This is a genomic window from Pseudonocardia hierapolitana, assembly GCF_007994075.1.
Lineage (GTDB): Bacteria > Actinomycetota > Actinomycetes > Mycobacteriales > Pseudonocardiaceae > Pseudonocardia > Pseudonocardia hierapolitana.
In genome coordinates this window covers 1,120,596-1,144,445 of record NZ_VIWU01000001.1, presented here as the reverse complement: position 1 = coordinate 1,144,445, position 23,850 = coordinate 1,120,596, and the positions used below count along the sequence as shown (strand labels likewise).

Annotated in this window: 16 protein-coding genes; 5 read left to right on the top strand and 11 right to left on the bottom strand. The window is 71.6% G+C overall.

The genetic code is table 11. The features are described from left to right. Window positions 1-327 precede the first annotated feature (327 nt). Entirely contained in the window at window positions 328-1,821 is a 1,494-nt protein-coding gene (locus FHX44_RS05505) for an APC family permease (protein WP_212612344.1), read from the top strand. 45 nt (window positions 1,822-1,866) lie between these two features. Here the strand turns inward: FHX44_RS05505 and FHX44_RS05500 are convergent, their stop codons facing one another. From FHX44_RS05500 to FHX44_RS05480, 5 genes are all read right to left on the bottom strand, one after another. Then, entirely contained in the window at window positions 1,867-3,540 is a 1,674-nt protein-coding gene (locus FHX44_RS05500) for a bifunctional metallophosphatase/5'-nucleotidase (RefSeq protein WP_147254468.1), read from the bottom strand. Window positions 3,541-3,758: 218 nt separating this feature from the next. Further along, window positions 3,759-5,087: a M1 family metallopeptidase gene (locus FHX44_RS05495; protein WP_147254467.1), complete on the bottom strand. Its 1,329-nt coding sequence runs from the start codon at window positions 5,085-5,087 to the stop codon at window positions 3,759-3,761. Beyond that, window positions 5,078-8,923 carry a Pls/PosA family non-ribosomal peptide synthetase gene (locus FHX44_RS05490; RefSeq protein ID WP_246170907.1) on the bottom strand — a complete coding sequence of 1,282 codons (3,846 nt, stop codon included), beginning with the start codon at window positions 8,921-8,923 and terminating at the stop codon, window positions 5,078-5,080. The genes FHX44_RS05495 and FHX44_RS05490 overlap by 10 nt, the downstream gene beginning before the upstream one ends. 290 nt (window positions 8,924-9,213) lie before the next feature. Further along, window positions 9,214-10,371, bottom strand: coding sequence for a mandelate racemase/muconate lactonizing enzyme family protein (locus FHX44_RS05485; RefSeq protein ID WP_147254466.1), 1,158 nt, complete (start codon window positions 10,369-10,371; stop codon window positions 9,214-9,216). 30 nt (window positions 10,372-10,401) lie between these two features. Further along, window positions 10,402-11,493: a mandelate racemase/muconate lactonizing enzyme family protein gene (locus tag FHX44_RS05480; protein WP_147254465.1), complete on the bottom strand. Its 1,092-nt coding sequence runs from the start codon at window positions 11,491-11,493 to the stop codon at window positions 10,402-10,404. A gap of 59 nt (window positions 11,494-11,552) precedes the next feature. Here FHX44_RS05480 and FHX44_RS05475 point away from each other — a divergent pair, with 59 nt between their 5' ends. Then, entirely contained in the window at window positions 11,553-12,608 is a 1,056-nt protein-coding gene (locus FHX44_RS05475) for a LacI family DNA-binding transcriptional regulator (RefSeq protein WP_246170222.1), read from the top strand. Here FHX44_RS05475 and FHX44_RS05470 read toward each other — a convergent pair. Genes FHX44_RS05470 through FHX44_RS05445 form a run of 6 tightly spaced genes read right to left on the bottom strand, consistent with a single transcriptional unit; the run spans window position 12,593 to window position 21,217 of the window. Further along, complete coding sequence (locus tag FHX44_RS05470) at window positions 12,593-15,181, bottom strand: hypothetical protein (protein ID WP_147254464.1); 2,589 nt, start codon at window positions 15,179-15,181, stop codon at window positions 12,593-12,595. The two genes, FHX44_RS05475 and FHX44_RS05470, sit on opposite strands and share 16 nt — an antisense overlap. Window positions 15,182-15,208: 27 nt before the next feature. Further along, the gene (locus FHX44_RS05465; RefSeq protein WP_212612343.1) at window positions 15,209-16,027 is read right to left on the bottom strand and encodes a carbohydrate ABC transporter permease; all 819 of its coding nucleotides are present in this window, start codon (window positions 16,025-16,027) and stop codon (window positions 15,209-15,211) included. A gap of 15 nt (window positions 16,028-16,042) precedes the next feature. Continuing rightward, entirely contained in the window at window positions 16,043-16,978 is a 936-nt protein-coding gene (locus tag FHX44_RS05460) for a carbohydrate ABC transporter permease (RefSeq protein ID WP_147254462.1), read from the bottom strand. A 5-nt stretch (window positions 16,979-16,983) separates the two neighbouring features. Next, the gene (locus FHX44_RS05455; RefSeq protein WP_147254461.1) at window positions 16,984-18,285 is read right to left on the bottom strand and encodes an ABC transporter substrate-binding protein; all 1,302 of its coding nucleotides are present in this window, start codon (window positions 18,283-18,285) and stop codon (window positions 16,984-16,986) included. Continuing rightward, a complete protein-coding gene (locus FHX44_RS05450; RefSeq protein ID WP_212612342.1) occupies window positions 18,282-20,525 on the bottom strand; it encodes a hypothetical protein in 2,244 nt (747 codons plus the stop codon). The genes FHX44_RS05455 and FHX44_RS05450 overlap by 4 nt, the downstream gene beginning before the upstream one ends. A 38-nt stretch (window positions 20,526-20,563) precedes the next feature. Next, window positions 20,564-21,217: a hypothetical protein gene (locus tag FHX44_RS05445; RefSeq protein ID WP_147254459.1), complete on the bottom strand. Its 654-nt coding sequence runs from the start codon at window positions 21,215-21,217 to the stop codon at window positions 20,564-20,566. Window positions 21,218-21,360: 143 nt separating this feature from the next. On the opposite strand from FHX44_RS05445, the gene FHX44_RS05440 reads away from it, so the two are divergent. Genes FHX44_RS05440 through FHX44_RS05430 form a run of 3 tightly spaced genes read left to right on the top strand, consistent with a single transcriptional unit; the run spans window position 21,361 to window position 23,840 of the window. Then, complete coding sequence (locus FHX44_RS05440; RefSeq protein WP_147254458.1) at window positions 21,361-21,870, top strand: MarR family winged helix-turn-helix transcriptional regulator; 510 nt, start codon at window positions 21,361-21,363, stop codon at window positions 21,868-21,870. A 51-nt stretch (window positions 21,871-21,921) separates the two neighbouring features. Beyond that, window positions 21,922-22,986, top strand: coding sequence for an ABC transporter substrate-binding protein (locus FHX44_RS05435; protein ID WP_147254457.1), 1,065 nt, complete (start codon window positions 21,922-21,924; stop codon window positions 22,984-22,986). Further along, window positions 22,983-23,840, top strand: a complete 858-nt coding sequence (locus FHX44_RS05430; RefSeq protein WP_147254456.1) for an ABC transporter permease — start codon at window positions 22,983-22,985, stop codon at window positions 23,838-23,840. The genes FHX44_RS05435 and FHX44_RS05430 overlap by 4 nt, the downstream gene beginning before the upstream one ends. The last annotated feature ends 10 nt before the right edge of the window (window positions 23,841-23,850 follow it).

Below are 23,850 nucleotides of genomic sequence, written 5' to 3'. Positions count from 1 at the left end.
CAGCCGCACGAAGCCTGTCGGGAGTTCCCGCGAGCTGTCAACCACGGCCAGTGAAAAGCGTTTCATTCGTGAAAAGCGTTTCACTGGACGTTGCATGCTCACACTGTGAGTGTCTCTCCCCCAAAATGAACGGCCCTGACCCGAACGCGAGGAAAGTTGGGCCTTGTGGTCCATCGGAGGATCCGTGATCATGTGCTTCACTCGGCGCGCGTTCCTCAGTGGACATATCACACGAGAGTGGAGACCATGCCTGCAGCGAATTCCGGACCGGTGATTCGGAGCACGCACGCCGGAGTACAACGCCTGAAGCCGAACGCGGTCGGTCTCGTGGCAGTTGTCTTCATGGCCGTCGCGACGGCGGCTCCGATCACCGCGATGGTGGGCAACGTGCCGATCGCGGTCGGCTTCGGCAACGGCGCCTACGCGCCGGCCGGCTACCTGGTGGCCACCATCGTCCTGAGCCTGTTCGCGCTGGGCTACTCGGCCATGGCCCGCCACATCACCGCGACAGGCGCGTTCTACGGGTTCATCTCCTACGGGCTCGGCCGCGTGATCGGCATGGGGGCAGGCGCTCTCACCACGCTCGCGTACGTGGTGTTCGAGGCATCGCTGGTGGGGATCTTCTCGTTCTTCGCGAGCAGCTTCGCCTCCACCCACCTCGGCGTCGAGGTGTCCTGGATCTGGTTCGCGGTGCTCATGCTCGTGATCAACGCGCTGGCCACCTACTTCAAGATCAACATGGCGGCCGGCGTCCTCGGGTTCTTCCTCGTGGCCGAGATCGTGATGCTGGCCTTGCTGGTGCTGGGCGTCCTGTTCGCCGGCGGTGGTCCGGAGGGCTGGTCCCTGCAGTCGCTCAACCCGTTCAACGCCTTCCAGAACCTGGAGGGCACCGTGCCGGACCCGAACAACGCCGGCGCGGTGCTGGCCGTCGCCGGTTCCGCTGGGATCGGCCTGTTCTTCGCCTTCTGGTCGTGGGTCGGCTTCGAATCCGCCGCCATGTACGGCGAGGAGTCGCGCAACCCGACGAAGCTCATCCCCCGTGCCACGATGCTGTCCGTCGTCGGCGTCGGGATCTTCTACGTGATCGTGTCCTGGGCCGCGATCGTCGGCACCGGTCCGGACCGAGCGGTCGCACTCGCCCAGGACAGCGCCACCGCGGGGCAGATCTTCTTCGGCCCCCTGCAGCAGAACCTGGGCAGCTGGGCCAGCGTCCCGTTCGAGTTCTTCCTGATGACCGGCTCGCTCGCGTGTGGCATGGCGTTCCACAACTGCGCCTCGCGATACCTCTACGCCATCGGCCGAGAGGATCCCCTGCCCGGACTGGGCCGCACCCTCGGAGCTTCGCACCCCCGGCACGGTTCGCCCTACATCGCCGGTTTCGTCCAGTCGGGCATCGCAGCGATCATCGTGCTCTGGTTCTTCGCCACCGATCGGGACCCCTACGGGCAGCTGTACGCACTCATGGCGCTGCTCGGAACCACCGCGATCCTCGCCGTCCAGGCGCTCGCCGCTTTCGCGTGCATCGCGTACTTCCACTTCCACCGCAACCGCCCCGCCGACGCGCACTGGTTCACCACCTTCCTCGCTCCCTTGATCGGGGGGCTGGGCATGATCTACGTCATCTGGCTGCTCATCGACAACCGCGACTTCGCGGCGGGCGCCGCGGCGAACGACATCGTGTTCGCCCTGTCTCCGTGGATCGTCGCCATCGTCGGAATCGGCGGTGTCGCCTTCGCATTGGTGATGCGCAAGTACGCGCCCAGCCGGTACGAGATCATTGGTCGCGTCGTGCTCGATGTGCGGGAGCGGAGCGAGACCTGACCGGGTATTTCCCCGAAAGGCCGGTCATGCCATACGGCTGTCCGTTCAGCCGAGAGTGATCCGATCGGTTGCCGGCGGGGCGACGGGGCGGTTCGCGCCGAGGTGGGCGGTGAGCGCGTCCACGTCCGCGCCGCCGACGACGTCGTTCGTGGCCCGGGGGAGTACCGAGAAGCCGTCGCCGCCGCCGGCGAGGAAGCTGTTCACCGTGATCCGGTACGTCCCGCCGGGGTCGACCGGGGAGCCGCCGATCGTGATCCCGTCGACCTTCGTGCCCGCGCACGGGTCGGCGGCGGATCCCGGGGTCCCGGCCTGCCTGACGGTGTAGCGCACCGTGGCCGACGGTTGCAGGATCCGCTCGGTGACGAACTGCTGCTCGAGCAGGCAGTCCAGCTGTTCACCGGTCAGGTCCAGCGTGGTGAGGTAGTTGCCGAACGGCTGCACGGTGAACGCCTCCTCGTAGGTCACCGGTCCGGCGTCCAGGTCGGCGCGCACGCCGCCGGGGTTCATGAACGCGGCGACCGCACCCTCCTCGTCGTCGGTGGCGGCGAGTTGGGCGTCGGCGGTGAGGTTCCCCAGCGGCGTCTCGCCCGAGGGCGCGGCGGCCCGGGTGATCGGCCCGCTGGCTTCGCCCACCTCCTCGGCCGCGACGGGACCGAGGAGCGTCCGGTAGTAGCCGATCAGCTCCTTCTGCGCAGCGTCGGGGGCCACGTCACGGCCGACGACGACGTTGCGCGCCCGCGCCTCCACCACCTCGCCCGAGGACGGATCGATGCGCAGGTCGATGTCGGTGACGAGCCGGCCGAACGAGCTCGCGCTCGTGACCACGCGTCCGTCGAGCACGCAGTTGTACGCCTGGTGGGTGTGTCCGCTGACCACGACGTCGATGGCGCCGGAGAACCGACCGACGACGTCCACGACCGGGCCGGTGAGGTTCGTGCAGTCGTTGATGCCTCCGCCGCCTGCCTGGGTGCCGCCCTCGTGGAGCAGCACGACGATCGCCTGCACCCCCTGCTCCTGCATCTCGGCGGCGTAGCGGTTCGCCGTGTCGGCCTCGTCGCGGAAGTCGAGGCCCTCGATGCCGGACTGCGTGACGATGGCGGGCGTGCCCTCCAGCGTCATCCCGATGAAACCGATGCGTACCCCCTGCACCTCGCGGATCGCGTAGGGCGGGAGCAGCGGCTCGCCGGTCGCGGTGACGAAGGCGTTGGCCGACAGGTACTGGAAGTGGGCGCCGGTGTAGGGCCGCGCGGGGTCGGCGCAGCCGTCCTGGGGATGGCAGCCGCCGTTCTGGATGCGCAGCAGCTCGTCCGAGCCCTCATCGAACTCGTGGTTGCCGACGCTCGCCAGGTCGAGCCCGGCGAGCCCGAGCGCCTCGATCGCCGGCTCATCGTGGAACGCCGCCGAGAGCAGCGGGGACGCGCCGATGAGGTCACCCGCCGCGACCGTGAGCGTGTCGGGCCGCTGCACTTCCTCGGCCAGCAGCCGCAGCTGGGTGGCGAGGTACTCGACGCCACCCGCGTCGACCCCGTCGATCTGCCCGCTGGACCCGCTCGGGGGCTCGAGGTGGCCGTGGAAGTCGTTCAGCGCGAGCAGCTGCACGTCGACCAGCGGCGGCGCGACGCTCCTGCGGGGGATCACGAGCGCAGCCACGGCCACGGCGACGAGGGCGAGACCGACTGCGACCAGCAGTGTCCGGCGGGAGACCGACCATCGAGCCATGGGTGATCCTTCCGAGGGAGCGACCGCGATCAAACACCCTCATCGGCTCGGGTGCCGCGTGTCCGTCGCACCGCGGTCGGGCGGGCCACCGCGGAATGAACGATTCGCCTTGATCGACCGGATCCGACAGGAGCGGCTGTCGGTCGACAGCGCTCAGGCGGTCGTACTCGCCGCCGCGCCCTGACCGACCGGTCACCCGCTCCGTGAGCGACGGCCGCTCAGTCGCCTTCCACAGCGATGCCGGGGAGCGCGGGCCGGTGCAGCCATGCGGTGAAGAACGCGGTGAGGTCCTCATCGGCGTGCCGGCCGGCCAGCTGGACGAACTGCGCGGTGGTCACCGTTGCGTGCCGGTACCGCGCCGCCCAGTCCCGCAGCAGTGCGAAGAAGCGGTCGTCGCCGATCCGCCCGCGCAAGGCGTGCAGCGCCAGCGCCCCGCGTTTGTAGACCCGCTCGTCGAACATCCGCGCCGGGCCGGGGTCGGCGAGGACGAGGTCGGCCGGCTTCGCCACCAGGTGCGCGTGCCACTGCCGGGCGTGCGCTGTGACGCCGCGGCCGCCCGAGGCCTCCGACCACAGCCATTCCGCGTACGTCGCGAAGCCTTCGTTGAGCCAGATGTGGCGCCAGTCGGCGATCGTGAGGCTGTTGCCGAACCACTGGTGCGCAAGCTCGTGCACGACGAGCCGCTCGTGGGTGCGCCGCCCGTCGACGTGGTTCGCCCCGAAGATCGACATGCCCTGGGCCTCGATCGGGACGTCCAGCTCGTCGTCGGTGACGACGATCTGGTAGTCGGCGAACGGGTAGGGCCCGAAGAAGCCCTCGAGCGTCGTCATGATCGCGGGATGGCGGCCGAGGTCGCGAGCGGCGTTCTTGCGCAGCCGGGCCGGGAGCAGCGCCACCTGGGGGACCGGGCCTGCGGCGAGCACGACCTCGTCGTAGCGCCCGATCTGCACGCTGACCAGGTACGACGCCGTGGGCGCCGCGAGCTCGTACACCCACGTCCTCGTGCCGGCTGAGCGACGCCGCGCGGTGAGCACACCGGTGGCGGCGACCGTGTAGGGCGCCGCGGTGGTCACGGCGATGCGGTAGGTCGCCTTGTCCGAGGGGTGGTCGTTGCACGGGAACCAGGACGGCGCGCCGACGGGTTGGCTCGCGACGAGCGCGCCGTCGGTCAGCTCGTCCCAGCCGACGTCGCCCCATCGGCTGGAGACCGGTGTGGGGTTGCCGACGTAGCGCACCTCGACGGTGAACCGGCCCTCGACGGGGCGGGCCGGTGTGACGCGCAGCTTCCCCCCGCGGTGGCTGAACTTCGCCGGCTCGCCGTCGACGAGCACCCGCGGCACGCGGAACGCCGAGAGGTCGAGGCTGAACCGGCTCAGCGGCGCGCCGGCCACGGCGGTGAGCACCGCCCGCCCGGTGAGCCGGTTGGCCGCGAGCTTGTAGTCGATGTCCAGCTCGTAGTGCTCGACCCGGTACCCACCGTTGCCGTGGGTGGGCAGATACGGATCGTCCGACCGGGCTGCGCCGGCCGTCGGCTTGCTCAGCCCCACGTCGTGATCGGGTTGCCCAGCCACCGGGTCGCTGCCGGGACGGTGTCGCCGCGCGTGACCAGCGATCCCGGTCCGACGGTCGTCCCCGCGCCGATGCCGGCGCCCGGGAGGATGATCCCGTTGGGCCCGAGTGTGGCGCCGTTGTCGATGCGCACCTCGTCCATGCTCATGATCCGATCATGGAACAGGTGGGTCTGCACGACGCAGCCCCGGTTGACGGTGGCGCCGTCGCCGAGCAGCACGAGGTCGGACTCGGGCAGCCAGTGCGTCTCCAGCCAGACGCCGCGCCCGATGCGCGCGCCCATCGTCTCCAGCCACGCCGTGAGCACGGGCGTGCCGTTCGCCGGCCCGACGAGCCACGGCACCGCCAGCACCTCGACGAACGTGTCGGCCAGCTCGTTGCGCCAGACGAACGAGCTCCACAGCGGGTGCTCGACCGGGCGGAACCGGCCCACGAGCAGCCACTTCATCACGCTCGTGACGCCGGCGGCCGTGATGCCGGCGGCCAGCAGCAGCGGCCCGGCCAGCAGCGCGGCGACCACGAACCCGGCCGCGGCGTGGATCGCCACGAGCTGCCCGGTGACCAGCACGGCGAGCGCGACGGAGCACATCACCGGCACCACCCGGCACAGCTCGACCAGCCCGCGGGCGATCTTGATCCGGCGCGGTGGCTGGAACGTGCGGCTGGTGTCGCCCTGCTCGACCGCCCTGCGCAGCGGCATGGGCGGCAGGCCGAGCCACGACGAGCCCTTCTTCGCCTTGCGCGGTGTCGCCGACAGCACGCCGACGAGCCCGCGGTCGGGCACCGACCGCCCCGGCGCGGTCATCCCGGAGTTCCCGAGGAACGCCTGCTTGCCGACCCTCGACGGCGCCACGTGCATCCAGCCACCGGAGAGCTCGTAGGTACCGACCATGGTGTCGTCGGCCAGGAAGGCGCCGTCCGCGACGGTGGTCATCTTCGGCAGCGCGATCACCGTCGACGCTTCCACGTCGCGGCCGACCTTCGCGCCGAGCAGTCGCAGCCACGCGGCCGTGAACTGGCTGGAGTACAGCGGGAACAGGCCCGCGCGGGCCATGCCCATCAGCCGCTCGGTGGTCCAGACCTGCCAGCCGGCGCGGCTGTGCACCGGGTGGAAACCCTCCGCCATGCCGATGCCGAGCAGGCGCACCCCGGCCACGACGAGCGCCGCGTACGCCAGCAGGTACGCCAGCGTCGCGGGGGCGACCACGAGCAGTGCCCGGCCCGTCGCCTCCGCGGGGGACGTCGTACCGGCGACCCCGCCCGCGACGATCATGAGCGCCGGCAGCGCCGCCACCGCGGGGAGCAGCCCCAGCAGCATCGACGTGAAGCCGTAGACGAGCGCCCAGTAGCGCGAGTGCGCCGGCCGGGTCGACGGCCAGTGCACACCGCTCTTGCCGGTGCGCTCCGCGGGCGAGCCCGCCCAGCGCTGACCCGCGGGGACGGCGCCGCGCACCGTCGACCCCGCGGCGATCCCTGCGCCCTTGCCGATCCGGGCGCCCGGAAGCAGGGTGCTGCGGGATCCGATGGTGGCCCCGGCGCCGATCCGGATCTTGCCGATGTGCACGACGTCGCCGTCGACCCAGTGGCCGGCGAGGTCCACCTCCGGCTCCACCGCCGCGCCACGCCCGATCTTGAGCAGACCCGTCACGGGAGGAGCCGAGTGCAGATCGACGTCCTTGCCGATCTTCGCGCCGAGCGCGCGGGCGTAGCGGGTGGTCCACGACGCACCGGAGACGCCCGTTGCGCCGGACAGCTCGGCGAGGCGCGTGGCCGCCCACAGCCGCACGTGCACCGAGCCGCCGCGCGGGTAGCTGCCGGGACGAACACCGCGCAGCAGCAGCCGGGCGCCGCCCGCGGCGATCGCGATCCGCCCGGCCGGGCTGAACATCACCAGCCAGGCCACCGCGAGCGACCACCACGGCACGGTGGGCATCCAGGGGACCGCGGCGGCGGCGACCGTCGAGATCGCGGCGGCGACGCTCGCCCAGCGCAGGCCGACCAGCGCCAGCATCGGCGTCATGAGCAGCGCCTGCGCGAGCGCCGTGCGGCGCGGCATCGGCGTGACCTCGCGCCGCTCGGTCCCGGTCGCGGTCAGCGCGTCCAGCCGGGCCGCGAGCGCTCCCAGCTTCGGGTGCAGGTAGATGTCGTTGACCGACACCTGAGGGTGCCGCGTGCGGATCCGCGCCACGAGCTGCGCGGCGGTGAGGCTGCCGCCGCCGTGGGTGAAGAAGTCGGCCTTCGGGTCGGTCACCGCCACGCCGAGGATCTCCGCCCAGCCCTCGGCAAGCCAGCCCTCGGTGGGGGTCAGCAGGCCCGCGGCGGCGGGGTCGGCCCCGCTCGTCGCCGGGAGCGGCCACGGCAGCGCGTCCCGGTCGACCTTGCCCGACGTGCGCGTCGGCAGGTCGTCGACCTCCGCGAGCAGCGGGACGAGCGCGGCGGGGAGCTGCTCGCGCAGGGCGAGCGCCGCGGCGTCGGTGTCCAACTCGCCGTCCGGCACCACGTAACCCACCAGCACCTGGTTGCCGGCCCGGGTGCGGCGCACGGCGGCCGCCGCACCGCGGACACCGGTCAGCGCGAGCAGTGCGGCGTCGACCTCACCCAGCTCGATGCGCCGCCCGCCGAGCTTGACCTGCTCGTCGGCGCGGCCGAGGAACACCAGCCCGGCCTCGTCGGCGCGGACGACGTCGCCGCTGCGGTAGGCGCGCTCCCAGCCGAGCGAGGGCAGCGGGGCGAACTTCGCGGCGTCCTTCTCCGCGTCGAGGTAGCGGGCGAGCCCGACCCCGCCGATCACCAGCTCGCCGCTCTCGCCCATGGCGACCGGCTCGCCCGCGCCGTCGACGACGGCGAGCGCCCACCCGTCGAGCGGCAGCCCGATCCGGACCGGACCCTCCCCGGCGAGCTGCGCGGCGCAGGCGACGACCGTGGCCTCGGTCGGGCCGTAGGTGTTCCACACCTCGCGGCCCTCGACGGCGACCCGCTCGGCCAGCTCGGGCGGGCACGCCTCGCCGCCGAAGATCAGCAGCCGCACGTCTTCGAGGGCCTCCGGTGGCCACAGCGCGGCGAGCGTCGGGACGGTGGAGACGATCGTGATGCGCTGCGCCTCCAGCCAGGGCCCGAGGTCGACCCCGGCACGCACCAGCGCCCGGGGCGCCGGGACCAGGCAGGCGCCGTGCCGCCACGCGAGCCACATCTCCTCGCAGGAGGCGTCGAACGCGACCGACAGCCCCGCCAGCACGCGGTCACCGGGCCCGATCGGCTCCTCGGCGAGGAACAGGCGCGCCTCGGCGTCGACGAACGCCGCGGCGGAGCCGTGGCTGACCGCGACACCCTTCGGGGTGCCCGTCGAGCCGGACGTGAAGATGATCCACGCGTCGTGTCCCGCTCCGGGTGTGCCCGGTGTGCCGATCGGCGAGCTGCGCCTCGTCATGGAGCCGTTGTCGGCGAGCACCGCGCACACCCCCGCCTCCCCGAACACGAGCTCGGCCCGCTCATCGGGGTCGTCGGCGTCGACGGGAACGTACGCGGCGCCCGCGGAGAGGACAGCGAGGATCGTGACGTACAGCTCGGCGGTGCCGGAGGAGATCCGGACGCCGACGCGGTCGCCGACCCCGATGCCGGCATCGACGAGGCGCCGCCGGACGGCGTCGACCTCGTCGACCAGCACGCGGTAGGTGAGCACCGTGCCGCCGGCGTCTATCGCGGCCTCGTCGGGGTGCGTCGCGACAGTGTCGGCGAGCACGTCGAGCAGGGTGCGGCGGGCCGGCGCAGGTGCGGCGGGGTAGATCGCGGGGGTGCGGGTGAGCGCCAGCGTCACCGGGCACCGGCCGGGATCGGCGCCGTTCGGGCTGGGCGACGGCAGCGTGCAGCGCGGCGGCGCATGTCTCACCTTCCGGATGAACGTGCTGTGTCGTCAGCCGGGTCGAGGATGGGTGCGGGACGGACGGCACCACCCGGGGCACAGCGATCTTGAGCCCAAGGTTAACGGCACGTGTCCGTGCGGTCTCGGAGACGTGTGGGAGTTCACCTCTCCGGCAGGGTGATCAGACGACACGGCACGTCGCGGCGGCAGCGACGGGCAACAGCACTCCCGATCCCGCCAACGGGTCAGCCGTGGAATCCGTCGCGTGCGTGGGCGCGCAGGTGGTCCATGTCGAACTCGAGCCCCAGCCCCGGACCAGGTGGGAGTTTCAACCGGCCGCCGCTGTTGTCCAGCGGGGTGGTGAGGAACCGGTTGTAGCCGCTCAGGTCGTGGCGGCTGGACTCGATCCGGTAGAAGTTCGGCACCGTGGCCATCACCTGCCCACCCGCCACCAGGTTGACCGGCCCGGCCGCGTCGTGCGGGGAGACCGGCACGTAGTAGGCCTCGGCCATGGTGGCGATCTTCTTCAGCTCCGAGATCCCACCGGTCCAGGTCACGTCCGGCATCACGAAATCCGCCAACCGGTTCTCCAACACCGGGACGAAGTCCCACCGGGTGTGCAGCCGTTCCCCCACCGAGATCGGCACCCGCACCCGCCCACGCACCTGCTCCAGCGCCCGGTAGCTCTCCGGCGGCACCGGCTCCTCGTACCAGTGGATGCCCCCCAGCTCGTCCAACGCCTGCCCGATCCGGATCGCGTTCGGCACGTCGAACCGGCCGTGCGCATCGATCAGCAACTCCACATCCGGCCCGGCGGCCTCCCGGATCAACGCCGTCAGCTCCATCGCCTGCCCCAGCTCGCCCCGGCTGATCCGGCCGTCGAGATAACGGTCATCGGCCAACGGCACCCCCGGCTTGTTCGGGAACGGGTCGAACTTGATACCGGTGTGCCCGGAGTCGACGATCCCGCGGATCTCCTCCACCACCCCGTCCCGGGTGCCGAACCGGCGCTGGTCGGGATGGGTGTAGATCAGCAGGTCGTCCCGGACCCGCCCACCCAGCAGCTCACAGATCGGCAGGCCGAGGACCTTGCCGCGGATGTCCCACAACGCGATGTCGACCGCGCTCACCACGTTGGTGCCCGCCCCGCGGCTGCCCATGTAGGTGAACGCCCGGAACACCTTGTGCCAGGTGTCCTCGATCCGCGCCGGGTCGTCCCCGACGAGCAGGTCACTCGCCTGCCGCACCATCGCCGCGATCCCGCGGTTGGCCGTCGGCGTCGTCGTGGTGATCTCACCCCAACCGGACACGCCCTCGTCGGTCCGCACCTCCACGAACAGGTACTCACCCCAGCCCGTGCTTTCGGAACCGACCAGCCACGGCACGACTTCAGTGATCTTCATCGAAAATCCTCTCCCTCTCGGAATCGAGGCTCAGGCTGCGGAGGTCGTGATGTCGGCGGTCTTCTCGAAGGCGGGGTCGAGCGTGACCCCCCAGCCGGGGGAGGTCGGAGCCGGCACCGCGCCGCCCACGACCTGCAGGACCGGCTCGTACACCCCCTGGCTCCACGGCGTGTGCTCGATGCTCCACTCCTGGTACTGGGTGCAGGCGGGCATCGCCGCGGCCAGGTGCAGCGTGAACACCTGCAGCAGCGAGTCGTTCGCGCAGTGCGGGGTGCACGGGATGCCGGCCGCCTCGGCGAGCACGGCCACCTTGCGGGCGCGGGACATGCCGCCGATGTAGCCGATGTCGGGCTGCACGATGTCGACCACGCGGCCGCTGATCATGCGCTGGAACTGCGGCATCGAGATGTCCTGCTCGCCGCCGGACACCGGGATGTCGAGCGCCGCCGCCACCTGCGCGGTCTGCTCCAGCTCCGGGAAGGGGCAGGGCTCCTCGAAGTGGAAGTAGCCGTGATCCTCCAACATCCGCCCGACGCGGATGGCGCGGCCGACGGAGAACCCGCCGTTCGCGTCGGCCGAGATGTCCACACCGGTGCCGAGGACCTCGCGGACGTGCGGCACGATCCGCTCGGTACGGCCCGGCGCCGCGTCCGTGTCGCGGCCCATGGCCTCCCCGACGCGGATCTTCACGGCGCGGAAGCCGTGGGCGGCCACGAGCCCGGCGAGCCGTTCCGCCTCCTCCTCCGGCGTGATCGAGCGCTTCATGCTGGAGGCGTACATCGGGACGGATGCGCGGGCGTGGCCGCCGATGAGCTTCGCGACCGGCTGCCCCGTGACCTGCCCCAGGACGTCCCACAGCGCCGTGTCGACGCCGGCGAGCGCGCGGTGCAGGAAGCTGCTCGGGAACTTGTAGTGCACCCGCACGCACTCGTCCACCAGCGTCTCGACGTCCCACGGGTCCTTGCCGAGGAACAGCGGCGCCACCATCGTGTGCAGCACGTGGGCACTGGTGGCCGCCTGGTAGGGGGCGGTCTGGCCGATGCCGACCACGCCGTCGTCGGTGGTCACCCGGACCACGGCGACCTGCTCGCGGACCAGCGTCTCGATCCGTTGGATCTTCACGGGTGAGTCCCCCGATCGCCGTTCGTCGGTGTTCGTCGAGGCGCCACTAGGATCCCCAGGTGGCGAAGGAACGCGTGACCATCCGGGACGTGGCGGCCCGGGCGGGCGTGTCCGTGGCCACCGCCTCGAAGGCGATCAACGATCGCTACGGCGTGGCCGCAGCCACCGTTCGCCGGGTCCACGAGGTGGTCGCCGAGCTCGGATACGAGTCGAGCCTCGTCGCACGCAGCATGCGCATCCCGCGCACGGGCGTGATCGGCATCCTCGTCTGGGAGATCGAGCCCTACAGCGCGGAGGTGCTCAAGGGCGCGGCGCATGCGGTCCGCGAGGCCGACTACGAGCTGCTCGTCTACGCCGCGGCCGGGCGGGCCGCCGACCGCATGGGCTGGGAGCTGCGCTACCTGCCTCGGTTGTCCGGCACGCTGATCGACGGCGCCGTGCTCGTGACCCCCACGGTCGAGTCGACGCCGGGCTCGATGCCGGTCGTGGCCGTCGACTCGCACATCGGCAGCGCGGGCCTTCCGGCGGTCGACTCCGACAACCTGGGCGGCGCTCGGCTGGCCACCGACCACCTGCTCGGGCTCGGGCACCGCCGGATCGGGTTCCTCGGCCGCCCGCCACGCGACCTGGAGTCCGCCCACCAGCGCGAGCACGGATACCGCGCCTCGCTCGCCGCGGCCGGGGTGCCGTTCGATCCCGACCTGGTGCGCGCCGGCGGCTACGGCGCCACCGACCTGCAGGACGCCGCCCGCGCGCTCCTGGAGCTGCCCGACCCGCCGACGGCGATCTTCGCGGCGAACGACGTGTCCGCGATCGCCAGCGTCGACGTCGCGCTCACGCTCGGCCTGGACGTACCGCGCGATCTCTCGGTGGTCGGCTTCGACAACATCCCGGAGAGCGCGCTGTGCCGACCGGCGCTGACCACGGTGGAGCAGCCCCTGCAGCTGATGGGGCAGCGCGCGGTCGAGATGCTCCTCGCCCTGCTGGAGGGCGACCGCCTCGCCGACCCGCAGCTGCGGCTCCCCACGCGTCTGGTCGAGCGCGACTCCACGGCGGCTCCGGCCCGGCAGGCGCCGGGTGACCCGGCAGGGGTCCACGCTCAGCCCGCCTCCTGACGCACCACGTGGTAGGGCTGGTTCGCCAGCGTCGCGTCCAGCCCCGGCAGGATCCAGGCGTCGCCGTCCGCGTGCCGCATGGTGAAGAAGTAGACGAGCGGGTACGGCGAGTCGGTGTAGTCGCCCGGGACGGTGGCGGCGCCCGCTTCCACCTCGACCGTGCGGTAGTGCTCGCCCTGGTTGAGGTGGCGGTAGTGCAGCACGACGGTGCCGTCGAACGGCCCGTCCGGTTCGGCCGTCAGCACCACGTCCGTGCCGGGGCGGAACGAGGCGGGCGGCGTGTGCCGCAGCCCCGGCCGGTCGCAGGTGGGGATCGGCGGCACCGCCACCGAGGCCCCGTCGGCGGGCGGTGCGGCGAGTGCGGTCTCGTGCTCGAGCTCCAGCGCCGCGAGGTCCTCCTCCACCGCGGGCAGCCGATCCGCCCAGTGCCCGTGCTCGGCCACGCGGTCGCCGAACGTGAGATCGGGCCGGTAGACGCCGGTCGTCGCCTCCACCACGGCGGCGAAGGCGTCGCGCGCCGCCCGGTACGCCGTGACCGCGTCACCCAGGTGCTGCGGGTCCTTCGTGCGCTGGTGGAGCGCGTACGCCAGCCCGGCCCGCATCTTGCCCGCGAAGAACCGGGCCAACCCGGCCTGCGCCGTGACGTCCACCGCCACCCGGCGGAACGCGGGCGCGGTGGCGTCGGGGCTCGCCGCCACCGCCTGCCGCAGCGCGCACTCGGCGTCGTCGGCGAGCCGCTCGAGCCACCCCGCCACCTCGGACGGGCCGTAGCGGCCGCTGCGCCGGCCGGCGAGCAGGTCGTCGGCGTGGTCGTCGATCCGGTCGAACAGGCCGGGGTCGAAGGGGCTTGCGGCGCCGAGGGTGCCGGGCTCGGGTGTGTCGAAGTGGTAGTGCCACGAGCTCGCCCCGCCCGCCAGCGGCATGTTGACGTACATCTCGGGCCAGTAGTAGTTGTTCGACGCGCTCGGCCCGTGCGCAACGGTGACGAGCGGCAGCACCCGGCTCGCCGCCCCGAGCGCCGCCTCGAGGTCGGACGCGGCCGCCCCGTACTCGTGCCGCAGGAACCGCCGCCACGACGCCGGGTCGGCGTCGGGGTCGTAGAGCAGCCGGCCCCACAGCCGGTAGGTGTAGCGGTACTTCGTCCACTCCGCGCCCTGCAGGCGCAGCTCCGGGTCGAGGTAGGGGTCGCGCCCGCCCGGCTCGCCGCTGGTCTTGCGGCCCTTGAACGACAGCGGCTCGCACAGCTCCGCCCCGAGCGCTCCGCCGATCGTCGAGAGGCGGCCGAACCCGGCCGCCAGCACCGGGTCGCCCCACAGCAGCAGGCGCTGGGTGCCCGGCCAGATCCGGAAGAGCAGGTTGTAGTCGCGGTCCTCCCGCAGGAAGTCGCCGTAGCCGTAGCGCGTGAACCGCCGCTGGTACCGGGTGATCGACTTCAGCCCGGTGCCGGGCTCCGCGGTCGGCTCCTCCAGCGTGCGCACCGATACCTGGTGGTAGGGCAGGCCGAGGTGCTCGGCCCAGTACTTCGCCGAGATCACGACCGACGCACCCGTGCCGCGGGCCACGTCGACCAGCCCGGCGTCGACGCCCTTGGAGTGCATGTCGATCTCCAGCGGGCGGCCGACCCGGGAGACCGCGCCCATCACCGTGCGCCAGAAGTCGTGGCCGGGCTCGGGCACGCCGCCCTCGTAGTGCACGCGCAGCGTGAGCCCGTCGATCGCGGGGCAGGCGCGCAGCAGGGCCTCCAGCCCGGCGGAGGCGTACTCCGCGTGGTTCTCCGGCGTCACGCCGATGATCGGGTAGCGGGGCTGCGGGCTCTCCGGCATCTCGAAGGCGTGGTTCCACAGCCCGAGCTGGAAGCCGATGCCGCGCCGTTTCGCCTCGGCGCTCACCCACTGCAGGGTCTCGAGGTTGCGGGCGCGGTCCTCGTCGGAGACACCGCCCGCGCGCACGTCGTAGCCGGGCACGTCGACGAGGAACGGATAGGCGAAGCAGAGGTAGTTGTCGCGCACGTTCAGGTCGTAGGAGTAGTTGTACTGCATGCCGAACGCGAGCTGGAGGCGGTTGATCCGGTGCGTGGCCAGCTCGGTGAGGTACTCGTCCCAGAACGCGCGGTCGTGCAGCCACGGCGTGTCCTCGACGTCGCTGACGAAGATGCGGCTGACGCTGCGCACCGGGGTGGCCGGCGCACCGTCCGCCGGCACGGTGCGGGTGAGCGCGTCGAGCGGGTCGGCGGCGAGCGCCGCGACGTCGGCGAGGTCGAGCACCGCGTAGGCGAGGCCCCGCCCGTCGCTGCCCGCCACGCCGATCGTCCGGGGTCGGTCCGCGGGGCGCGTGACGGAGAACGACTCCGGCGTCCCCGGCGCCCCGCTCCCGCCGAGGGCGAGCGAGATCCGCAGCGGCTCGCCGGGCACGCCGCGCCCCACCGGCTCCCGGACCACGGCGATCCCGCGCCGGGTCAGGACGTCCATCAGGTGCTCGACGGCCCAGCGTCCCGTCGGGCTGGCGCCCACGTCGTCCCCGGCCTCGATGACGACCTGTGCTGCGGCGTGGTGCTCGTCGGGCTGCTCGCCCATCCGTCTCCTCGCTTCCCGGGCGGGCGCTCAGCCCTTGAGCCCGTCCATCGTGATGCCTTGGATGAAGTAGCGCTGGGCTGCGAAGAACAGCACCAGCACCGGTACGACGCTCACGGTCGCGGCGGCCATGAGCAGGTTGAGCTGGGTGAAGAACTCGCCCTGGAAGAGCGCCAACGCCACCGGGAGCGTCTGCAGGTGCTCGGAGTTCAGGAAGATCAACGGCCCGAACAGGTCGTTCCACGACTCGAGGAAGGTCAGGATGCCCACCGCCGCGAGGGCCGGTTTGACCTGCGGCAGCATCACCCGCCAGTAGATCTGGAACGTCGAGCAGCCGTCGAGGCGCGCGGCGTCCTCCAGTTCCTGCGGGATCGTGCGGAACGACTGGCGGAGCAGGAAGGTCCCGATCACGGGGGTCAGCACGCGCGGCACCCAGAGCGGGTAGTGGGTGTCGATCCAGCCGATGTCGAGGAACAGCAGGTACTGCGGCAGCAGGTAGACGATGCCCGGCAGGATCGCCGAGGCCAGGAGCAGCGCGAACGCGAGGTCCCGGCCCGGGAAGTTTATCCGGCCGAACGCGTAGCCGGCGAGCGAGGCCACGAACAGCAGCCCGACGACGTTGAGCACGGCGAGCTTCACGCTGTTGTAGAGGAACTGGGGGATGAGCGACCAGACCGCGACGTAGTTGGCCCACTGCGGATCGGTGGGCCAGAACGTCGGCGGCACGACGAGCGTCTGCGCCTCGGTCTTGAGCGAGGTGCTGATCATCCAGACCAGCGGCAGCACGAACAGCAGCGCGAGCACGGTCATCACCGCGTAGCGGAGGACGCGGGTGGTCGCGGCGGTCACGGACATCGCCCCCTCTCAGTCGTAGAAGACCCAGCGGCGCTGCAGGCGCCACTGGATGAAGGTGATGAGCCCGATGAACGCGAAGAGCACCATCGCCAGCGCCGAGGCGTAGCCCATGCGGCCGAAGGCGAACGCGTTCTGGTACAGGTAGTAGATGTAGACCGTGGTGGCGCCGGCCGGGCCGCCCTCTGTCATCACGAAGATGATCCCGAAGATCTGGAACGACGCGATCGTCTGCGTGATCGTGAGGAAGAACAGCTGCGGCGACAGCAGCGGCAGCGTCACGCTCCACAGCCGGCGCAGCGGCGAGGCCCCGTCGATCGTCGCCGCCTCGACGAGCGAGGTCGGGATGCCCTGCAGGCCGCCGAGCAGGACGATCATCGGATATCCGACGCCCTGCCAGACGCTCACGAGGATCACGGCCGGCATCGCCCACACCGGGTCGGTCAGCCACTCCGGCCCCTGCACGCCGACCGTGGAGAGCATCCCGTTGATCACGCCCTGGGTCGGTGCGTAGAACCAGAACCAGACGAGGCTGACCGCCACGATGTTCACGACGTACGGCACGAAGAACGCGGTGCGGAAGACCCGCATCCCGCGCAGCTTCCCGTGGCAGAGCAGCGCGAGCACCAGCCCGATGACGATCGACAGCGGGATGTAGCCGATCGAGAAGTACAGCGTGTTGACGACGGTGCTGACGAAGAGCGGGTCGCTCGGCATCCGCAGGTAGTTGCCGAGCCCGATGAAACGGGGCGAGGAGAGCCCGGTCCAGTTCGTGAACGAGGCGTAGACGCTCACCAGCACCGGGACGAGCTGGAACGCCAGGATCCCGACGACCACGGGCAGGATGAACACCCAGCCCTCGACCACCTGCCGGCGGGTCCACCGGGGCCGGGTCGGTGCCGCGGTGCCGGGCGGGGCCGGCGTTCTCCAGGGGGCCTGCACTGCCATCGCGTTCAGCTCCCCTGGAGGGCCTGTTCGACCTGGTCCTTCACCCCGTCGACCACCTGCTGCACCGGGGCGTCGCAGTTGTAGGCCGTCTCCAGCTGCGGCCGGTACAGCTGCTTGGCGAGCGAGGCGTTGTCGGACGGGAAGTTCGGCACGATCCCGTGCGCGGCGGATCCGACGAGGACGTCCATGCTCTGCGGGTCCTGGCCGGGCACGGGCTTGATCGCGTCGGCACCCTTGGCGTTGATCGGGACGTAGTAGCCGCCCTGGCCGAGCACGGCCCCCGCCTCCTCGGTGCCGAGGTACTGCAGGAACTTCCAGGCGCCGTCCGCCTCGCGCTGCGGCGTGCTCGCCGGGATCACGTACACGTAGAGGCTGTTCTCGTTGACCTGCGCCGCGTTGCCCGGCACCGGCGCGATGTCGTACTGGAACCCGTTCACCAGGCTGCGGATCGCGGTGTTGGTGGCGTACGCCCCGTGCAGCATCGCGACCCTGCCCTGGCCGAAGAGGCCCTCGGACGCGTTGTCCTGGGTGAGCTCGGACCACGGCGGCTGCACGCGCTCCGTGCAGGTCAGGTCGACGACGTACTGGATGCCTGCCGCGGCCACCGGGTCGGCGAGGGTGAAGCGGTGCCCGTCCTTGCTGAACACGCCGTCGGGCGAGCCGTTGTTCATCGCCCAGGTGTTCTCGAAGCCCTCGTCGGTGTAGACGATCGCGCCCCACCGCTCACCGGGGATCGTCAGCGCCTTCGCGGCCGCCAGGAAGTCGCTCCACTTCCAGTTCTCGTCGGTGTACGTGCTCGGCGGGAGCGGGACTCCCGCCTCCTCGAACATCGTCTTGTTGTAGAAGATCACCCGCGGACCGGTGCCGACCGCGAAACCGGTGTACGTGCCGTCCTCCTGGCGCCCGAAGTCGAACAGCGGCTGCAGGTACTGCGACGTGTCGACGCCCTCCAGGTAGGGGCTCAGATCCGTGAGCACGCCCTGGCGCGAGAAGCTCGTCAGGAAGTCGTCGTTCATCCGGAAGAGCGTCGGGGCGGTGCCCGCGCCGAGCTGGGTCTGCATCCGGGTGTCGTACTCGGGACCGAACGGGATCTGCGGGGCCAGCTCGACCCTGATGTCCGGGTTCTGCTGTTGGAAGGTCTGGATCACCTGCTCCATCGGGGTGCCGGGGATCTGGCTCCACTCCTGGATCGTGATCGTGACGGGGCCGGACTCGTCGGACTGCCCACCACCCCCGCACGCCGCCAGCAGACCGACCGCCGCGGCCAGCGCACCTGCCCGCCATGCCCTGTGGAAGGAACGCATCATCGAGCACCTCCTTGATCGTCGGGGTGTCTTTCGGGGATCACCAGCAGCACCTCGTGCTCGGCGACCGTTGCCACCGGGAACCGGGCGACCTCGCCCACGACCACGTGGGTCTGCTCGCCGCCGGCCACGAGCGAACGCACCACGACCGCCTCGGCGGGCGCGGGAAGCCGGACCTCGACCTCGACCGGCCCGACCGGCACCACCTCCTGCAGCGGCCCCCGCCCGCCGTCGCCGGTGAGGTTGACCAGGTGCAGGACCAGCGCGTCGCCCTGCCGGTAGAGGTGGCAGTCGAGCAGGCCCGGCCCGGTGACCGTGAGCGGCTGCGGCGCCCCGGCCGCCCAGCGGACGGTGTTGGCCAGCAGCCGGGCGTGGTCGGGGTGCTGGGCGCGGCCGTGGCAGCGGTCGACGTCGGCGGCGAGGTAGGCCACGCGGCCCCCGCCGGTCACCGGAGCGTCCCGCACGACGACGGCGGGGACGGCCGTCTCCGGCCGCCGCATCCACGAGGTCTCGGGTGGGTAGATCGGGAACGGCGGAACGAACGTCGCGAGGACCTCGGTGCCCTCGCGTGCGTGCACGACCTCGATCCGCCCGCCGAACGGGAGCAGGTCGGTGGCCTCGAACCCGTCGAGGACGGCGTGGCGCGCGGTGTCCCCGCTCCCGGCCGCCGCCCCGGGTCCGTCGCCCCGCCCCCGGGTCGACGGCCGGAGCCGCAGGTGGGTGTGCGCCGCCCAGCACTCCCAGCTCGGTTCGGACGGCGCCGTCGACCCGTGGTGCTCACCCGTGGCGTGCACGCCGAGCAGGTCACCGAGCGCGAGGTCCGGGCGGGCCACCCCGTCGGCGTCGTAGCGGCTGGTCTCTCCCGTGGCCACGAGCCCACCGCCGCGGGCGACGAACCGGCGCACCTGTGCGCACTGCTCGTCGGTCATCGCCGCGAGGTTCGGCAGCACGAGCACGCGGATCCCGCCGGCGTCGACGTCGAGCCCGTCCACGTCGTCGGCGTGCACCGGCAGGTACGGCACGCGGGCGCGCACCAGGGCGTCGACCACACCGCTGTAGGGCAGCCCGGTGCGCTCGCGGGGAGCGTCGCGGCCGTGGAAGTCGTGGTTGTCCTGGCTCCACAGCACGGCGACCGACGCCACCGGGGTACGGCCGGTGAGGAAGCGCTCGTGCTCGGCGTGCCAGGTGAAGACGGGCTCGGCCGTGGCGTACTGCCGGCGGTCGTCGCTGTCGGCCCCGATGTGGTGCCACCACGGTGAGAGCCCTGCGGCGATGCCGTCGTAGGCCCACATGCGGGCCTCGGCGGGCGGCTTGCTGCCCAGGCGGAACGTCGGGCGGCCGGCGTCGTACATCGCCGTGCTCTCGGCGATGACCCGGTCCCACCCGAAGAGCGAGTGGATCACCTTCGCGGCGTCGCCGTTGGTGTGGAAGCCGGTGCCCTCGCGGCGCCACTGGTGATCCAGCATGAGCAGCGGTGCCCGCTTCACGATCGCCCGGTGGTCGCGGAACCGCTCGCCCTGCGTGATGACCTCTCCGGCGTTCATGCCCAGCCACAGACAGTCCGGGCCGCCCGCCTCCGTGGTCACGCGGTTGTTCGCGTCCCAGATCTCGAGCCGCCGCGCGTAGTTCCACCGGATCCACGCCCGGTAGACCGGGTCGTCCCAATCGGCGGTACGCGGCAGCCGCTCGCCCGCGGCGGCGGCGAAGCCGCGCCCGCAGTGCGCGCAGTGGCAGATGCGGGCGCGCTCCAGCCCGCTCCAGCTGTTGTCGGCGAAACCGTCGGGCGCGCTGCGCTCGATGATCTCGCGCAGCACCCCGGGCAGGTACTCGTCGTAGTAGGGGCTGTTGACGCAGGCGATGAACCGGTCGCCGGACCGGTGGGGCACGCCGTCGGCGTCGACGGTGAACCAGCCGGGATGCGCGGCGTGGAAGCGTTCGTCGGCGCGGTTGGAGTCCATCCTGGCCAGGACGGCGAGGCCCTCCTCGCGGGCGGCGGCGACGATCTCGCCGTAGAGGTCCCGGTCGCCGAGGTGCTCGGCCCGGCGGTGCAACGGGAAGCGGCTCGGGTAGTAGGCGAGGATCCCGCCCGCGTTGACGATCACGCCCTGCACGCGCGTCCGCCGCCAGTGCCGGCGCCACCAGGCGTCGTCGTAGCGCAGCGGATCGACCTCGGTGAGGTTCGTCTGGCCCCAGCGCAGGGTGCGCCGGTGCCAGGGCCCGGTCGCTCCGTACGGATCGGACAACTCGCTCGGGTTCCTCTCGGGTGCGTGGGGTAGGGCCGTCAACGGAGGGCGGGGGTGCCGCCGGGACCGGTCACGACCTGCCGCAGGCACGCGCGCATGGCGAGGTGGCCGACGACCGGCGCGCACAGCGGGACGAGGAGCGGGGAGAGCGCGCTGGTCGCGGCGACGAGCGCGGCGGTCACGATCACGAGGCAGGCGCTGCGTACCGGATCGCGGAACGCCACGACGAACGCCGCCTGCAGCCAGCGCCGCGGTCCGGCGGCCGGGAAGAGCACGATCACCGGCACCAGTGCCAGCTGCATGGCCGTCGATATCAGCATCAGCACGACCGTGCCCGCAGCGAGCACGACAGCCAGGCCGACGCCCTGGGTGCTCAGGAACAACAGGTTGGTCGCCAGCACGGCCGGCACCAGCAGTGACAGCGTTCCCAGCGCGACGGTGCGCCGGCGGTGGCGGCGCCAGCCCTCCCGGAACGCGTGAAGGGCCTCGGTGGGGGAGCGCGTTCCGCCGTCGAGCGCATGCACCAGGGCGGCGCTCGCGGCGAGCCACGTCACCACGGGGACCGTGCACAGTGCCCACAGTCCGGCGAGCGCCACGAGGCCCAGGAACCGCCGCGCGACGGCTGTGCCGGCCGACCGGTGGGGTTCGAAAACGTTTTCGAACGAGACGTACTCGCGCGCAGCGGTGGGCACGACAGATTTCCTTCCGGCAAGCGGAAAGTTGATTTCGACAGACGATAGGCGTTGGCTGTCGAGCGCGTCAAGGGCTTGACGACGACGAGCGGGGCTGAGCACTATGGGACCCTAACTGTTAGGGACCCTTACTGAGGTGCGGCATGAATCCAGCAGGCCAGGACGATCGGCGCGGGGAGGATCTCGGCGTGCTGCTCGTCTCGGCGTCGGCCCGGCTCAACCGCCTGTACGGGCGGGTGCTCGGGCAGCTGGGCACCTCGCTCACCTACCGCCAGCACCGCCTCCTGCGACGTGTGTCCGAGGGCCACACGTCGATGGCGGAGCTCGCAGCGCTCGGCAACCTGACCGTCCCGACCGTCTCGGAGAGCGTCGAGGGGCTCGTGCGCCGTGGCCTGCTGAACCGGCAGGTGAACCCGCAGAACCGGCGTCAGATGGTGTTGAGCCTGACCGCGGAGGGGCGCAAGGCGAAGGAGGCGGGCGACGTGGCGCTCCAGGCGGTGAACGACCGCCTGCTCCGTGCCGTCGCTGACGAGCACCGGGAGGTGCTGCAGGAGTCGCTGGTCGCGCTCTACGACGCGGCCACCGAGGCCTTCCAGCAGCCGGATGCGATCACGCCCGCTGCGGCGGGAGCGGCTCGCCTCGCCGAGACCTGAGGTCCGCCCCGGTCGCGCGGAAGCGGCGGCCGGGCGCGAGAGGAGATCACGATGAAGTGTTCGCTGTCCGATCGGACCAGGAAGCGGCGCTGGCAGGTGGCGCTGCTGGGCGTCGTGAGCGTCGCACTCGTCGCGTGCGGTGGCGGGGGAGACGCCGGTGCGGCGGCGGGTCCGGCGGCGAGCTGCGGTCCGCTGACCGAGCCGCAGAGCCTGAAACTGGGTGTGAACCCCGGCGCCCAGGACCTCGTCACGTTCGTCATGCAGGGGCAGGGCTTCGCCGAGAAGCACAACCTTCGGCTGGAGGTCAGCTCCTTCCAGAACCCCGCCGCCCTGCACGCGGCCATCGGTCAGCAGGCCGTCGACGTCGGTTTCGGCGGCCTCACCGCGATGGCCACGGCGCGGCAGCAGGGTCGCGGGACCATGATCTTCGACGTCCTGACCAGCCCGTCCAACGTCGTCGTCACGCGCGCCGACTCGGACGTCCAGAGCTTCTCGGACCTGCGAGGACGCAAGCTCGGCGTCTTCGGCGGCCGGTCCAGCGCGACGTTCGCGATCACCTCGGTGGTCGCGAAGGGGAAGTACGGGATCGAGAGCCTCGAACGCGACGTCGACGTCATCGAGGGTCCGGACGCCGCGGTGCTCGGCCTGCTCGACGAAGGCAACATCGACGCCGCGCTGATCGGCACCACGGCCACCGTTCAGGCGATGCTCTCGAACAAGTACCGCGTGCTGAGCGACATCTCCGAGGACTACCAGTCGACGTTCGGCAAGCTCCCCGGGCACGTCCTCGCCGCGACCACCGACGACTACGCCGAAACGCACTGCGGGGTGCTCAACGCGTTCAGCGGGGCGCTCGACGACACCGTCGCGTTCATCCAGAGCGACGCAGGTGTCTGGGCCGACTACGCGAAGAAGGTCGAGCTCACCGACCCGCGGGCGCCGCAGCTGCTCCAGGAACGGGTGGCCTCGCGCTACATCGCCGACTGGAACCAGGCCCAGGCCGACGCCGAGGCCGCGCTCATCGAGCAGCTCATCCCGGTGCTCGGTGCCGACAACTTCGTGCCGGCGGTGCCCGACGGGCTCTTCCGCACCGACCTGCGAACGGGAGCGGAATGAGCACCGACACGGCGGGGACCGGAGAGACGACCGCGGGCGGCGTCACGCCGGTCGTGCCGGTGGCGCGCGAGGCGGACCTCGTCACGCCGGCGCGGCGCTCGTGGCGCGGCGTGTGGCTGCGCGCGCTGTCGCTGCTCGCGCTCGTGGCCGTCTGGTTCGTCGCATCGCTGTTCCTGTCGCCGAACGTACTGCCCGGCCCGGTGCAGGTGATCGGGGCGATGATCGACAACCTCGGTGACCCCGAGACCTACTTCCACCTGTGGACCACGGTGTACCGCGTGGTGGCGGGCATGCTGATCGCCGTCGCCGCCGGGCTGGTGATCGGCCTGGTCATGGGGCTGTCGAAGTTCGGCGAGGAGTTCCTCGACAGCTGGGTGCTCGTCGCCTTCACCGTGCCGTCCGTGGTCTACGGCATCCTGGCGATCCTCTGGTTCGGCCTGAACGACGTCGCCGCGATCGTGGCCATCGGCGTCACCGCGGTGCCCGCCGTCGCGATCAACATGTGGCAGGGCGTGAAGGCCATCGACCTCTCGCTGATCCGCATGGGCCGGGCCTTCCACTTCTCCCGCAGCTCGATCCTGCGCAAGCTCGTGGTGCCGCAGGTGATCCCGTTCCTGCTCGCCGCGCTGCGCTACGCGCTCGGCCTGGCCTGGAAGATCGCCACTGTGGTCGAGCTGATCGGCCTGTCCAGCGGCGTCGGCTACCAGCTCGGCTACTGGTTCGGGCTGTTCAACATGACCCAGGTCCTCGCCTGGACGATCTTGTTCACGATCGTCCTGCTGCTCATCGAGTTCGTGATCCTCAAGCCCACCGAGTACTGGCTCACCCGGTGGCGTCCCTCCATGCAGAACTGACGAACATCCC

Bases quoted from the DNA above. Each gene is read 5' to 3' on its own strand.
- FHX44_RS05500 (WP_147254468.1), bottom strand. From the start codon at position 3,540: ATGGCTCGATGGTCGGTCTCCCGCCGGACACTGCTGGTCGCAGTCGGT.
- FHX44_RS05485 (WP_147254466.1), bottom strand. From the start codon at position 10,371: ATGAAGATCACTGAAGTCGTGCCGTGGCTGGTCGGTTCCGAAAGCACG.
- FHX44_RS05470 (WP_147254464.1), bottom strand. From the start codon at position 15,181: ATGGGCGAGCAGCCCGACGAGCACCACGCCGCAGCACAGGTCGTCATC.
- FHX44_RS05460 (WP_147254462.1), bottom strand. From the start codon at position 16,978: ATGGCAGTGCAGGCCCCCTGGAGAACGCCGGCCCCGCCCGGCACCGCG.
- FHX44_RS05455 (WP_147254461.1), bottom strand. From the start codon at position 18,285: ATGATGCGTTCCTTCCACAGGGCATGGCGGGCAGGTGCGCTGGCCGCG.
- FHX44_RS05440 (WP_147254458.1), top strand. From the start codon at position 21,361: ATGAATCCAGCAGGCCAGGACGATCGGCGCGGGGAGGATCTCGGCGTG.
- FHX44_RS05435 (WP_147254457.1), top strand. From the start codon at position 21,922: ATGAAGTGTTCGCTGTCCGATCGGACCAGGAAGCGGCGCTGGCAGGTG.
- FHX44_RS05430 (WP_147254456.1), top strand. From the start codon at position 22,983: ATGAGCACCGACACGGCGGGGACCGGAGAGACGACCGCGGGCGGCGTC.